This window comes from Vibrio sp. Hal054 (genome assembly GCF_037162405.1).
Taxonomy (GTDB): domain Bacteria; phylum Pseudomonadota; class Gammaproteobacteria; order Enterobacterales; family Vibrionaceae; genus Vibrio; species Vibrio diazotrophicus.
Genome location: NZ_JARLUT010000001.1, coordinates 524,701 through 539,496 on the forward strand (window position 1 = coordinate 524,701; position 14,796 = coordinate 539,496).

6 protein-coding genes, 4 tRNA genes and 3 rRNA genes are annotated in these 14,796 nt (G+C 46.3%); 8 read left to right on the forward strand and 5 right to left on the reverse strand.

What is annotated here, in order from left to right; all coding sequences use genetic code 11:
• Window positions 1–29: 29 nt before the first annotated feature.
• Genes P4S58_RS02390 through P4S58_RS02405 form a run of 4 tightly spaced genes read right to left on the reverse strand, consistent with a single transcriptional unit; the run spans window position 30 to window position 3,195 of the window.
• Complete coding sequence (locus P4S58_RS02390) at window positions 30–506, reverse strand: nucleoside deaminase (protein WP_102969208.1); 477 nt, start codon at window positions 504–506, stop codon at window positions 30–32.
• Window positions 507–520: 14 nt separating this feature from the next.
• Window positions 521–1,303: an ABC transporter permease gene (locus P4S58_RS02395; RefSeq protein WP_102969209.1), complete on the reverse strand. Its 783-nt coding sequence runs from the start codon at window positions 1,301–1,303 to the stop codon at window positions 521–523.
• Between the two features lie 48 nt (window positions 1,304–1,351).
• Window positions 1,352–2,194 carry an ABC transporter ATP-binding protein gene (locus P4S58_RS02400; RefSeq protein ID WP_102969210.1) on the reverse strand — a complete coding sequence of 281 codons (843 nt, stop codon included), beginning with the start codon at window positions 2,192–2,194 and terminating at the stop codon, window positions 1,352–1,354.
• A complete protein-coding gene (locus tag P4S58_RS02405; RefSeq protein ID WP_102955730.1) occupies window positions 2,194–3,195 on the reverse strand; it encodes an ABC transporter substrate-binding protein in 1,002 nt (333 codons plus the stop codon). Before P4S58_RS02405 ends, P4S58_RS02400 begins: the two co-directional genes overlap by 1 nt.
• Before the next feature lie 537 nt (window positions 3,196–3,732).
• Between P4S58_RS02405 and P4S58_RS02410 the strand changes: the two genes are divergently transcribed.
• The 8 genes from P4S58_RS02410 to P4S58_RS02445 all read left to right on the forward strand — a co-directional run bounded on the left by P4S58_RS02410 (window position 3,733) and on the right by P4S58_RS02445 (window position 11,289).
• Window positions 3,733–5,097, forward strand: a complete 1,365-nt coding sequence (locus P4S58_RS02410; protein WP_102969211.1) for an amidohydrolase family protein — start codon at window positions 3,733–3,735, stop codon at window positions 5,095–5,097.
• Window positions 5,098–5,626: 529 nt separating this feature from the next.
• Window positions 5,627–7,168 (forward strand): 16S ribosomal RNA (locus P4S58_RS02415).
• A gap of 183 nt (window positions 7,169–7,351) precedes the next feature.
• Window positions 7,352–7,428, forward strand: a tRNA-Ile gene (locus P4S58_RS02420).
• A gap of 110 nt (window positions 7,429–7,538) precedes the next feature.
• Window positions 7,539–7,614 (forward strand) — tRNA-Ala (locus P4S58_RS02425).
• A 347-nt stretch (window positions 7,615–7,961) separates the two neighbouring features.
• A 23S ribosomal RNA gene (locus P4S58_RS02430) occupies window positions 7,962–10,850 on the forward strand.
• Between the two features lie 89 nt (window positions 10,851–10,939).
• Window positions 10,940–11,055, forward strand: a 5S ribosomal RNA gene (gene rrf, locus P4S58_RS02435).
• The 16S, 23S and 5S rRNA genes sit together here with 4 tRNA genes alongside, the layout of an rRNA operon.
• A gap of 30 nt (window positions 11,056–11,085) precedes the next feature.
• Window positions 11,086–11,162: transfer RNA gene (locus P4S58_RS02440), tRNA-Asp, on the forward strand.
• Window positions 11,163–11,212: 50 nt separating this feature from the next.
• Window positions 11,213–11,289 (forward strand) — tRNA-Trp (locus P4S58_RS02445).
• Window positions 11,290–11,882: 593 nt separating this feature from the next.
• On the opposite strand, the gene P4S58_RS02450 is transcribed toward P4S58_RS02445, so the two are convergent.
• Complete coding sequence (locus P4S58_RS02450) at window positions 11,883–14,585, reverse strand: glycoside hydrolase family 2 protein (RefSeq protein WP_102969665.1); 2,703 nt, start codon at window positions 14,583–14,585, stop codon at window positions 11,883–11,885.
• Between the last annotated feature and the right edge of the window lie 211 nt (window positions 14,586–14,796).

Below are 14,796 nucleotides of genomic sequence, written 5' to 3' on the forward strand. Positions count from 1 at the left end.
TAGATTGAGCAAATATAAAATGAAATTTTCTACCAAACTCCGTGCTGGACTTGTTCTGCTTCTTCTTCAAGTAGCGGACCGATGACTTCCACTTCGCGCTGACCTGATTCAAAAACCACTCGGCATGGAAGTGCCAAAGTTGGGTTCTCAGGATGATTCCCGGTTAACTCTTTGAGTTTGGCTTCGCTCAGACCGTAGACAACACGTCCAACGCCAGCCCAATAAATAGCACCCGCGCACATCGCGCAAGGCTCTGCCGATACATATAGAGTGCAGCGGTTAAGAAAATCAGGACGGTACAGTTTGCTGGCACGGGTCATGATCACTCGCTCAGCATGACCCGTCATATCTAAATCGGGTAAGTAACCGTTGATCTCTTCCAGTAAAATTTCACCGTGTTCATCGACCAGTACTGCTGAAAACGGGTGATTGCCCCTCTTTTTTGCTTCCTCTGCCAAAGAGAAACTGTAGCGCAACAACTTAAAATCCGTTTCTTGATTAAGCATTATTTCTCCTTGTGTTATCGCTGCTTTTCTTCTTCAGTCAGGCTCCAAGAGAAGTAACCTTTTTGCACCCAGCTAACAGCTTTGAACAGCAACATACTGACTAGAGACAGGAACACCAGTGCTGCAAAAGCTTGTGGGATTTTGAAATATGAGGTTGAGAACTGAACCAAGTAACCAAGACCTTTTTCAGCCGCGACGAACTCAGCAATAACCGAGCCGATGACCGCTAAAGTGATGGCAACTTTCACGCCGCTGAAAATATGTGGAATGGCGTAAGGCAGGCGAATCTGCCAGATGGTTTTGCTGTTTTTTACGCTCAGTGAACGTGACAGTTCAATAAGTTCAGGTGGCGTAGCCAACATACCTGTAGTGGCTGAAACCACTAATGGGAAGAAGGTAATTAAGCAAGTAATCGTGAGACGAGGTGCATCGCCCGTTCCCAAAATCACAATCAGTAGTGGCGCGATGGCAACCACTGGCGTGGATTGAATCACAACCAGAATTGGAAATAACGCACGGGTAAGGAACTTAGAATTCACCATCATGATAGCGAGAGGGATGCTAATCAAAAACGAGATGATAAAGCCAAGCAACGCAATGCGCAGAGTTGCCCATAAGTTATCGAGCCAACGTTCCATTGATACCTGAGTGAAAGCGATAGCGATATCGCTAGGCGCTGGCAAGATAAACGTTGGTATTGAAAATATTTTACAGATGGCTTCCCAAATAGGAATGATCGCTAATATTGCAATTAGTGGCAGCCAGTTTTGTGACCATTGAGAAAAATAGCGTTTCATAGTTAATCCTTTAACAAGAGACAAATTCGTTTAAGCCAATTAAGCCAATTAAGCCACTGTGCGACGAATCGGCTCAACGTTGTCCTTATCCTGACTATCCGCTTCTTCACTGCTTGTTACGTTGCTCTTTTCTGAACGATAGAAATACTCGCGAATTTTGTTGGTGTAAGTACCAAATTTAGCGTCTTGCAACGTATGAATATTGCGTGGTCGAGGCAGATCGATCTTGATCTCTTCCAACACGGTACTTGGGCGAGGTCCCATCACAAGCACTTTATCAGCGAGCAATACCGCTTCAGAAATGGAGTGAGTGATAAACAGTACTGTCTTCGGCTTCTCCATCCAGATTTTTTGCAGTTCAAAGCCCATCTCTTCACGTGTTAACGCATCGAGTGCTGAGAAGGGTTCATCCATGATCAAAATGTCTGGATTCAGTAACAGCGCTCGCGCAATACCAACACGCTGCTGCATTCCACCGGAAAGTTGGTCCGGCATGCTGTTTTCAAAACCTGATAGCCCAACTGTGTTCAGTAACTCTTGGGCATTTTGACGGTCTTTCTGGCTGACATAATTGAACTTATGTTTAAGCGGAAACAGAATGTTATCGAGGATGTTTTTCCATGGCAGTAGTGTTGGTTTTTGGAACACGATACCGATGTCTTCTCGCGGCCCTGTGACTGCATGTCCGAAAACGGAAATTTCACCCTGTGTTGGAATGATCAACCCTGACAGTAGGCGCAGCAAGGTAGACTTGCCGCAACCTGAAGGTCCAACGATGGCGACGAACTCATGTTTTTCCACATTGAAGTCGACATCGTTGAGAACCGTAACCGAATGTTTGTCAGAGTTATAGGTATGACCTATACGCTTGAACGAAACAAATGGTTGCATTAGTTCACTCCCTCGTAAAACTGACGATCAACCGCTGTTTCTGGGTCAAGTTTGCTGAGATCTAGACCTTGAGCCTCTGCTGTCCATTTCCATGTTTCGCTTAGACGAGATGGCGTGAACTGACCAACGCCATCACGTTGAGATACTTCATTCATGACGAGGCCATGAATCGACTTAATGGTGTCAGCCGCTTGTTTTGAGTCCACTTCAGGAACCATTTTTGTAACGTACGCGCCACTTTCTTCTGGATGAGCCCAGGTGTATTCGACCGCTTTTGCATAAGCTTTCACAAAGCGTTTCACCACATCTGGGTTTTCAGACATAAACTTGTCGCTGGCAATAATAGAAGAAGAGTAGAACTCTAGACCTGCGTCATACCAAGGCAATACCGTCAGCTTTTTCCCTGCTTCAGCGGCTTGCTGTTCGTTTTTAACACGGTCTGTCATCCAAGAAATCATCACGTCAGATTGACCAGTGATCAGCATTGGGTTGAGTGCGCCCGGATCCGCTTTTAACACTTTGACACTTTCTTCTTCAATGCCGTTTTTCTTTAGCATCAAAGGAAGGAAAACGTTCGCTGAAGTAAATGGAGAAGTCGCGATGGTTTTGCCTGAGACATCTTTCACTGAATTGATACCTGAATCATCCAGTACGTAGAATGCGTAAGGTGCTTTGCTAAACAGAGAGTAGATGGCTTTAACTGGGACGTTGTCATTCGCTTTCGCTACTAACAGAGCAACAATATCTGCGGAACCGATATCAGCCGTGCCTGTTGCAATCTTTGTAATCGCATCTGTAGAGCCTTTACCTCCCAGAATGGTTACGTCTAAGTCTTGTTCGGCGAAAAATCCTTGTTGAACGCCAACATAGACAGGTGCCTTATCCCCGCCTGGAAGCCAGTCAAGCTGAAACGTGACTTTGTCTGCAGCAAAGCTACTCGCTGATGTAAGTAGCAAAGATAGCGAAAGGCTTAGTTTGTTGAATTTAGAAATAGTTTTCATAGTTACTCCGTGTCTTCCTTTTCACTCTAAAGTGCAGCAAGTGTTGACTGCATCCTTTAGCTAACTATGAGCAATGTCCCGATACCGTCATTGGTATCTAACCGCTTCTACTCACACTTCCATTGTTCACAGAGCAATCGTTGTGCCAAAAATTGAAAAACAAATGGGAGGTAATTAACTGTACGTTAACTAACCGTTAACGGATGGGCGTTGCAGAGGAAATATCGTCAGATAGGGTTGTATACAATACAAGTAAGATATCGGATAAATATTGTATGCAATTGCACCTTTGCAATGCATTTTAGTGTGGTAAGGCTCAATCTTGGTGCATGTTTTCTGAGCTGGAAATGTAACGACTAAGGTGAGAGTGGTGGTCTGTAATTTGCATTGTATACATTAAGATTGAACGTTCAGAACAGATAATGTTTTGTATATGTTAAATGAGTAGAAGCGGTTAGGAGTAAGCGAACTCTGGGACATTGCTCAAAAGCGAATAAGCCTAAGTAACAGAGTAGGCTTGTATAAAAGGAAGTTTTGATGAACTACTTAATTAAAAATGCCAGCAGTGTCTTTTCTCCTAAACAAGACTGTAAAGATATACGAATTCATAACGGTATTATCGCCGAGCTAGGGCAGAACTTGCTGCCAGAGCAGGGTGAAGAAATTATTGATGCCAGTGATTGTGTTATCTATCCGGGTTTTGTGAATACTCATCATCATATTGCTCAGTCAATCTTGAAAGGGATACCCGCAAGTATTAATGATGGGCTGGGCGACTGGCTTGCAAATGTTCCTTACCGCTACTGGCCTCAAATCACGCCAGAGATCATGTTTTCAGCCGCGAAGCTTGGTTTCTATGAATTGCTGCGTTCTGGCGCAACAACTTGTGCGGATCACCATTATCTCTATCACGCCAATTCATCGATGGAATTAGAAGAGGCGGTTTGGCAAGCCGCAGATGAAATGGGAATTCGGCTGGTTTTATGTCGTGGTGGTGCGACAGTTAAAGGAACACATAAAGGATTAGCGAAAGCAGGCGTTGAGCCTGAATCCGTTGAGTTGATGATAAACCGCTTGGAATCTACTCGCAGTCGTTATCACCAAGAAGGTGAATTTGCCATGCGTAAGCTGGTGGTCGCCCCAACAACGATTGCTCACTCTTCGACTCCAAGTGATCTTCGTCTATTGTCTGAATATGCAAGAAGCCAAAAGTTACGTATGCATTCACATATGTTAGAAGTGGATTTCGATAATGAGCAATCATTGGCGAAATACGGTATGGGCATTGTTGAGTTCGCACAAAGCTGTGATTGGCTAGGCGAAGATGTTTGGTTTGCGCATTTGGTTAAAGCGACAGAGCAAGATATCAAGCTACTTGCAGAAACGAAGACAGGCATTGCTCATTGCCCTACATCGAATTGTCGATTAGGTAGTGGGATTGCCCCTGTTATAGCGATGGAAAAAGCTGGAATGCCGATATCGATTGGCGTTGATGGCTCTGCATCAGCCGAATCCGGTTCTATGCTGCAAGAGCTAAACCTTACTTGGTTGATTCATCGAGCGCAAAATGGTCCTAAAGCCACAACTTTAGAGCAAGTGCTTACCTGGGCAAGTAAAGGTGGGGCAGATATTTTGGGTTTAGAAGGTGTGGGAACCATAGATGTAGGCTATGCCGCTGATATTGTCTTATACGATATTAACCAGCCGCGTTTGTCTGGCTGTCACGATTTATCAATCTCTCCGATAATGGCCGGAGAGCCTTCTTATATTAAAGCGAGTTTCGTCAACGGTAAGATTGCATACCGCCATAGCGACGAAGCGAAATACCTCACTTTAGTTGAAGAAGTACGTCACTCTATCGCCAACTTGAATCAACGAGTGCAAAAGTTAGAGTTTCTATAAGCTGTTTTATGGCAAATTCGCTTAGATAAAACACGATTTGTTTCTTTCTTAATCAATCAGTCTGAAAACTTGGTTTTTAGGCTGATTTCTCCTTGCCAACTCATTTTTCCTCCCTATAATGCGCCTCCGTTGACCAGCAATTCTGAATAAAAGAATGTTGGGAAATATGACGGAAAGTTAAATTTCTTAAGTTAAAGAAAATTAACTAAAAAAGTGGTTGACTCTGAATGTTTACTCGCTAAAATGACCGTCCGTTTTGAGAGGAATACCTCGCAAAACCAAGCTCTTTAACAATTTAAACCTATCAATCTGTGTGGGCACTCGTTGATGAAAATCAAAGTTAAGTCTTTGTTCTAGTAACAAAGCAACTTAGGTTTCAATGAACTGAGTGACCAATACAAATAACTTCGGTTATTTGGCACAGTCAATTCATTACCGTTCTGTTGGAATGGTAATAGCTTTAAAATTACTTTTTACTTTCGAGTAAAAACAGTTTTGAAGTCAGTATTCGTTGAGCCGACAAAATCTTAAATTGAAGAGTTTGATCATGGCTCAGATTGAACGCTGGCGGCAGGCCTAACACATGCAAGTCGAGCGGCAGCACAGAGAAACTTGTTTCTCGGGTGGCGAGCGGCGGACGGGTGAGTAATGCCTGGGAAATTACCCTGATGTGGGGGATAACCATTGGAAACGATGGCTAATACCGCATAATAGCTTCGGCTCAAAGAGGGGGACCTTCGGGCCTCTCGCGTCAGGATATGCCCAGGTGGGATTAGCTAGTTGGTGAGGTAATGGCTCACCAAGGCGACGATCCCTAGCTGGTCTGAGAGGATGATCAGCCACACTGGAACTGAGACACGGTCCAGACTCCTACGGGAGGCAGCAGTGGGGAATATTGCACAATGGGCGCAAGCCTGATGCAGCCATGCCGCGTGTGTGAAGAAGGCCTTCGGGTTGTAAAGCACTTTCAGTCGTGAGGAAGGCAGTATAGTTAATAGCTATATTGTTTGACGTTAGCGACAGAAGAAGCACCGGCTAACTCCGTGCCAGCAGCCGCGGTAATACGGAGGGTGCGAGCGTTAATCGGAATTACTGGGCGTAAAGCGCATGCAGGTGGTTTGTTAAGTCAGATGTGAAAGCCCGGGGCTCAACCTCGGAATAGCATTTGAAACTGGCAAGCTAGAGTACTGTAGAGGGGGTAGAATTTCAGGTGTAGCGGTGAAATGCGTAGAGATCTGAAGGAATACCGGTGGCGAAGGCGGCCCCCTGGACAGATACTGACACTCAGATGCGAAAGCGTGGGGAGCAAACAGGATTAGATACCCTGGTAGTCCACGCCGTAAACGATGTCTACTTGGAGGTTGTGGCCTTGAGCCGTGGCTTTCGGAGCTAACGCGTTAAGTAGACCGCCTGGGGAGTACGGTCGCAAGATTAAAACTCAAATGAATTGACGGGGGCCCGCACAAGCGGTGGAGCATGTGGTTTAATTCGATGCAACGCGAAGAACCTTACCTACTCTTGACATCTACAGAATCCTGCGGAGACGCGGGAGTGCCTTCGGGAACTGTAAGACAGGTGCTGCATGGCTGTCGTCAGCTCGTGTTGTGAAATGTTGGGTTAAGTCCCGCAACGAGCGCAACCCTTATCCTTGTTTGCCAGCGAGTCATGTCGGGAACTCCAGGGAGACTGCCGGTGATAAACCGGAGGAAGGTGGGGACGACGTCAAGTCATCATGGCCCTTACGAGTAGGGCTACACACGTGCTACAATGGCGCATACAGAGGGCAGCGAACTAGCGATAGTAAGCGAATCCCAAAAAGTGCGTCGTAGTCCGGATTGGAGTCTGCAACTCGACTCCATGAAGTCGGAATCGCTAGTAATCGTGAATCAGAATGTCACGGTGAATACGTTCCCGGGCCTTGTACACACCGCCCGTCACACCATGGGAGTGGGCTGCAAAAGAAGCAGGTAGTTTAACCTTCGGGAGGACGCTTGCCACTTTGTGGTTCATGACTGGGGTGAAGTCGTAACAAGGTAGCGCTAGGGGAACCTGGCGCTGGATCACCTCCTTACGTAAAGATTCTCTTGATGAGTGTCCACACAGATTGATTAGGTTTAGATAAGAGTATATTGCAAAGTGATTTTCCTTAGTTCAAGGAAGGCAATTGACGAAGAAAGGAGTTTACATAAGTAAATGACTGACTGAGGATAAACAGCCTGACGCAGAAATAAGAAAAAGCACGAAGCAAGAAGTTGGGTCTGTAGCTCAGGTGGTTAGAGCGTTCGCCTGATAAGCGAGAGGTCGGTGGTTCAAGTCCACTCAGACCCACCAAATCTTCTTTCTTCTTTGTTAAATTATTCGTCGTGTATTGATATACACTTCCTCATAATTTGCCTTGAATAAAAAAGATTATATTTTCCTTTGTGAAAATGACCTACGATGGGGTTATAGCTCAGCTGGGAGAGCGCCTGCCTTGCACGCAGGAGGTCTGCGGTTCGATCCCGCATAGCTCCACCATCTTTAAGCGCATTCGATGAGTGCTTTTAAAAATGGTTTTCGTAAACTCTTTGTTTATAAAAACTCTTGCTCTTTAACAATTTGGAAAGCTGACAGTTAATAATTTGATTAATTATTAACTATTAAAAGTTCTCAAATCCTATGTCTCTTAGAGATGTAGGTACCAATACACATTCAAGTGTTCTTGGGAATAACATCATTGATGTTGTTCATATTTGAGTCCGGCAAAATCGAAATGTCTCTCGCTCATTCAAATAATGAGAGACAACTAACCTTGGTTGCTCGTTTGTCTTCACTTTAAAAAGTGAAATCAAATGGTCCATACATAAGACCTCTTGGGGTTGTATGGTTAAGTGACTAAGCGTACACGGTGGATGCCTTGGCAGTCAGAGGCGATGAAGGACGTATTAACTTGCGATAAGCGTAGATAAGGCAGTAAAAGCCACTTGAGTCTACGATTTCCGAATGGGGAAACCCACTCACAGAAGTGAGTATCATTAACTGAATACATAGGTTAATGAGGCGAACCGGGAGAACTGAAACATCTAAGTACCCCGAGGAAAAGAAATCAATTGAGATTCCGAAAGTAGCGGCGAGCGAAATTGGATTAGCCCTTAAGCTTTTAATGACACAGGTGAAGGCTCTGGAAAGTGCCGCGATACCGGGTGATAGCCCCGTAACCGACATGTCATTTTGAGTGAAAACGAGTAAGGCGGGACACGTGATATCCTGTTTGAATATGGGGGGACCATCCTCCAAGGCTAAATACTCCTGACTGACCGATAGTGAACCAGTACCGTGAGGGAAAGGCGAAAAGAACCCCTGTGAGGGGAGTGAAATAGAACCTGAAACCGTGTACGTACAAGCAGTAGGAGCCTCTTCGTGGGGTGACTGCGTACCTTTTGTATAATGGGTCAGCGACTTATATTCAGTGGCAAGGTTAACCGTATAGGGGAGCCGTAGGGAAACCGAGTCTTAACTGGGCGTTTAGTCTCTGGATATAGACCCGAAACCGAGTGATCTAGCCATGGGCAGGTTGAAGATTGAGTAACATCAATTGGAGGACCGAACCGACTAATGTTGAAAAATTAGCGGATGACTTGTGGCTAGGGGTGAAAGGCCAATCAAACTCGGAGATAGCTGGTTCTCCCCGAAAGCTATTTAGGTAGCGCCTCGGACGAATACTACTGGGGGTAGAGCACTGTTAAGGCTAGGGGGTCATCCCGACTTACCAACCCTTTGCAAACTCCGAATACCAGTAAGTACTATCCGGGAGACACACGGCGGGTGCTAACGTCCGTCGTGGAGAGGGAAACAACCCAGACCGCCAGCTAAGGTCCCAAATGATTACTAAGTGGGAAACGATGTGGGAAGGCTCAGACAGCTAGGATGTTGGCTTAGAAGCAGCCATCATTTAAAGAAAGCGTAATAGCTCACTAGTCGAGTCGGCCTGCGCGGAAGATGTAACGGGGCTAAGTAATCAACCGAAGCTGCGGCAATGCAATTTATTGTATTGGGTAGGGGAGCGTTCTGTAAGCCGTTGAAGGTGTGTTGTAAAGCATGCTGGAGGTATCAGAAGTGCGAATGCTGACATGAGTAACGATAAAGGGGTGAAAAACCTCCTCGCCGGAAGACCAAGGGTTCCTGTCCAACGTTAATCGGGGCAGGGTGAGTCGACCCCTAAGGCGAGGCCGAAAGGCGTAGTCGATGGGAAACGGGTTAATATTCCCGTACTTCTTACAATTGCGATGGGGGGACGGAGAAGGCTAGGTGGGCCTGGCGACGGTTGTCCAGGTTCAAGTGCGTAGGCTTGAGAGTTAGGTAAATCCGGCTCTCTTTAAGGCTGAGACACGATGTCGAGCTACTACGGTAGTGAAGTCATTGATGCCATGCTTCCAGGAAAAGCCTCTAAGCTTCAGATTGTAAGGAATCGTACCCCAAACCGACACAGGTGGTCGGGTAGAGAATACCAAGGCGCTTGAGAGAACTCGGGTGAAGGAACTAGGCAAAATGGTACCGTAACTTCGGGAGAAGGTACGCTCTTGACGGTGAAGTCCCTTGCGGATGGAGCTGATGAGAGTCGCAGATACCAGGTGGCTGCAACTGTTTATTAAAAACACAGCACTGTGCAAAATCGTAAGATGACGTATACGGTGTGACGCCTGCCCGGTGCCGGAAGGTTAATTGATGGGGTTAGACTTCGGTCGAAGCTCTTGATCGAAGCCCCGGTAAACGGCGGCCGTAACTATAACGGTCCTAAGGTAGCGAAATTCCTTGTCGGGTAAGTTCCGACCTGCACGAATGGCGTAATGATGGCCACGCTGTCTCCACCCGAGACTCAGTGAAATTGAAATCGCTGTGAAGATGCAGTGTACCCGCGGCTAGACGGAAAGACCCCGTGAACCTTTACTACAGCTTGGCACTGAACATTGAACCTACATGTGTAGGATAGGTGGGAGGCTTTGAAGCGCAGACGCTAGTTTGTGTGGAGCCGTCCTTGAAATACCACCCTTGTATGTTTGATGTTCTAACTCAGACCCGTCATCCGGGTCGAGGACAGTGCCTGGTGGGTAGTTTGACTGGGGCGGTCTCCTCCCAAAGAGTAACGGAGGAGCACGAAGGTGGGCTAAACACGGTTGGACATCGTGTGGTTAGTGCAATGGCATAAGCCCGCTTGACTGCGAGAATGACAATTCGAGCAGGTGCGAAAGCAGGTCATAGTGATCCGGTGGTTCTGAATGGAAGGGCCATCGCTCAACGGATAAAAGGTACTCCGGGGATAACAGGCTGATACCGCCCAAGAGTTCATATCGACGGCGGTGTTTGGCACCTCGATGTCGGCTCATCACATCCTGGGGCTGAAGTCGGTCCCAAGGGTATGGCTGTTCGCCATTTAAAGTGGTACGCGAGCTGGGTTTAGAACGTCGTGAGACAGTTCGGTCCCTATCTGCCGTGGGCGTTGGAGAATTGAAGGGGGCTGCTCCTAGTACGAGAGGACCGGAGTGGACGAACCTCTGGTGTTCGGGTTGTTACGCCAGTAGCATTGCCCGGTAGCTAAGTTCGGAATTGATAACCGCTGAAAGCATCTAAGCGGGAAGCAAGCCCTGAGATGAGTTCTCCCTGGCGCTTTAAGCGTCCTAAAGGGTTGTTCGAGACTAGAACGTTGATAGGCAGGGTGTGTAAGTGCTGTGAGGCATTGAGCTAACCTGTACTAATTGCCCGTGAGGCTTAACCATACAACACCCAAGGGGTTTTGTGGACTCAAAGCAAGAACAGAATTGAATGTGTAGAGAACATTAACAGCTTTCCGAATTTTAAAATTTTGCTTGGCGACCATAGCGATTTGGACCCACCTGATTCCATGCCGAACTCAGAAGTGAAACGAATTAGCGCCGATGGTAGTGTGGGGTCTCCCCATGTGAGAGTAGGACATCGCCAGGCTCATATTTAGCACCAAGCGCTAACCAATGCGGAGCGGTAGTTCAGTTGGTTAGAATACCGGCCTGTCACGCCGGGGGTCGCGGGTTCGAGTCCCGTCCGCTCCGCCACTTCTTTTTTATTATAGAAAGTGAGAGTCGTCTCATTAAAAACGAACTGCAGGGGTGTAGCTCCAATTGGCAGAGCAGCGGATTCCAAATCCGCGTGTTGGGAGTTCGAATCTCTCCACCCCTGCCATTATTAGAAGCCTCAGTCGAAAGACTGGGGCTTTTTAACATCTGTCGTTTGGATAGTTGTTGCGATGCTCAATTGGCAGAGCAGCGGATTCCGCCAATGCCAAAAATCAGCGCGTGTTAGGTGTTCGAATCTCTCCACCCCTGCCATTATTAGAAGCCTCAGTCGAAAGATTGGGGCTTTTTAACATCTGTCGTTTGGATAGTTGTTGCGATGCTCAATTGGCAGAGCAGCGGATTCCAAATCCGCGTGTTGGGAGTTCGAATCTCTCCACCCCTGCCATTATTAGAAGCCTCAGTCGAAAGACTGGGGCTTTTTAACATCTGTCGTTTGGCTAGTTGCTGCAATCCTCAATTGGCAGAGCAGCGGATTCCGCCAATGCCAAAAATCAGTGCGTGTTGGGAGTTCGAATCTCTCCACCTCTGCCATTATTAGAAGCCTCAGTCGAAAGACTGGGGCTTTTTCACATCTGTCGTCTGGCTGGTTGCTGGAATGTTCAATTGACAGAGAAGAGGATTCCGCCAACACAAAAAACAAGGCCACATCGCTTATTGCTGTGTGGCCTTGTTATTTTATCTGCGCTAATCAACTAACACTTATTCAGCGGTTTCTCCGCATTCTGTTTGCTGAGCTTCAACGCCTTTTAGACGCAAAGTCATGTCCCCTAATTCTGTTATTTTTTTCCGTTTAGCCAGAGAAAATTGAGAAGTCTTTTCACGCAGTTCTTTTTCGTCAACTAGCCATTCTCGTTGTTCTTTTGCCAGTAGTTGATGAGTGCTTGGTTTTGAATGCAGGACCAGTTCATCAGGAATCAATGAATGTACGCCTTCTATGCTAGGTTTGGCTTGTATACGTATTTCTCCTGCTTGCAACGAGGTGCGGATCATTGCTGGCGCAGTTCCCCATTCGACTAATCTTGGATTCGAACTCATGCGCTCTGTCGAAATCAATTCGGCTTCACCTAGTACCGTAAAAGTAATACTGTTTCTTGCTAAGCGTTTGATGTTGCCGCTTTCGTCAGTTACTTCGGCTACTATCGTAACCAACTGGGAACCATCTGCGACGATAGGTGTGCTTTCATCCAATAAGCGGAGTCGAATACGTGTCGGGCGCCTTGCCGGATATTTAACTTCACGACAAACCACTTCGCCGTCAACTAATCCTTCTGCAATAAGGCAAGCCTCCTCAAACAAGTCTGCTCGGTGTTTATCTTTTACCGTCATAAAGTCATAAGCGTTTTTAAAAACGGCGGGTTTAAATGGAATACCTGTGGTGGTGTTTTTGACTGAAATGGTTCCCACTTCAACACCACAGAAAGTTAATCTAACTTGGTCTGCATTACTGCACACGATGACGTCTGAAGGAGAAATAGGCGTCATTTCATGCAGAATCGCAATGTGATAGTCGCTTTCAGCAATAGGGTGTACCACAAGAGGATTACGTTGGCTGCAGAATAGCTCATACGCGTATTTGGGCTGACGGAATGCATCCATGATTCCGCCCCAGAACTGTTCCGGATGATAACCTCGTTGATGGTCAAAGCCATGCCATAGCGTGCCGCCTACATGCTGTCTTGGTGTTTGATAAAGGGTATTAATGCTGGTTGCGTATTGATGACCACCATCTCCAGAACCGAGAGCATAGTGCATGGCTTGGATAATTTGAGCTTGTTCTCCCCAACTGCGATGAACGCGGCTGCTTGAATTATGAGAGTTCCAGTCATCCACATTGTCTCCCCATTCACGGGTAAAGCTGGCCTTGCCTTTGAATAGGTCAAACTCAAGATCTCCTGCTGAAAGTTTGTTACTTCTCATTTGATTCGGGTGGGCATAAACCATATCTGAATACTGTTGGGCTTCGATGTAGCTATCTAGAGGCACGATAGCGCTATACGGTTGCTCTTCATGGACTATTTGATAGATATCTTTGAGGAAACTCTCCGGTTGGTGAGTTTCATTAAGAGCGGGTTCGAAAGCCATAACCGATGGATGATTACGATCTCGACGGATCTTTTGTCTGATATTGGATTTTGCTTGTGACACAAACTGCGGCGAATCATTCCAGAATTGCCAACCGATGGAAGGAATGAGAAGCAGCATGCCAAGTTCATCAGCCGCATCCATGAAAGCCGGAGACTGAGGATAGTGCGCTGTTCTGATGACGCGCATACCTGCATCTCTAAGCTTTTTCACATCATACCAATGTAAGTTGTTGCTCAGAGCAGTACCGACACATGCGTGATACTGGTGACGGTTAACACCAATAAGCTTATCTTCAAAAGCTTGTCCGTTGATGTATAGGCCATCTTCGCCCCGCAGTTCGATAGTTCGAATACCAATTCTGATACGGACTTCATCCACTTTTTCTCCTGCCTGATTGAAGAGCGAACACTCTAACCAGTAAAGATGCGGGGAGTCAGGGTGCCAGAGCTTTGGATTATCAACCGTAATCGACTGTTCTACATGTAGGTTCTGCTGACTTGTTAGCACAACATCTGTGTTGGTCGATGTAATTTCGCTTCCTTGAGAATCGACTAAGCAGGTGTGTAGAGACAGGGGGCAATCTTGAACATCTGTATTCGCTAAATGGGATTTGATATTTACAGTGGCGCTTTGTGGCGAAACCTTTTCGAAATGAACAAATATGCCGCCGCCAGCAACTTCATCGACTTGATTGGCATTGGTAATGTAGGTTTGAGTTGTGGTATACAGCCAAACATGTCGGTACATACCTCCGACATAGGTAAAATCGAGCTCGGACTGATTTTTACCAGCAGGGAAACTGGAATCATCGCTATTGTCGGCCATTACGCAGATCAGGTTGCTGGAGCCAACGTTCACATATTCGGTGATATCCAAAACCATACCGAGAAAACCTTCGTAATTTTCTCTTACTTTCTGCCCATTGATCCAAATCTGAGATTTGCCCTGAATCGCTTCGAAGTTGATGAAAATACGTTTGTTAGAGAAACCTTCGGACAGGTCAAAGTGTTTGCGATACCAGACTTCTCCCTGATAGTTAATACTTCCGCTGGCATCCTCTGGGAGCAATTCAACACAATGCGGAGCGTTGATGATTTCCCACTGGCTGTCATCCAAAGACAGTTCACCCCCTTGAGGATGTGAGCCCTTAAAGAATCGCCAACCAGTACCAAAATTAAACAGATCTCTGGGAGATGATTCAGTGTGAAAGAAACCAGCCGTAGAGAATTGTTGATGGCTGGCACTCACCGTTGGTTTACTGGCTAATGAGCGATGTGATTGGCAAGGTTTGTATTCTGGTGAGCAGAGTTTGGTCATTGATGAAGCCCTAGAGAACGAAAGAGAACAACGCTTAACCACTAATTAACTTTGAAGCGAGGTAAATAGTTCTTAACGGAGCGTTGAAGGAAAAAGAAACGGTATTTTATTAATTTTTAGCCAATAGACTTAAGGTGTACCGGATGTTATTTCGATGCATTTCATAAAAATAGAGGTCCTTTAATTTTGCTATAGCAGCCAGAGAAAATGG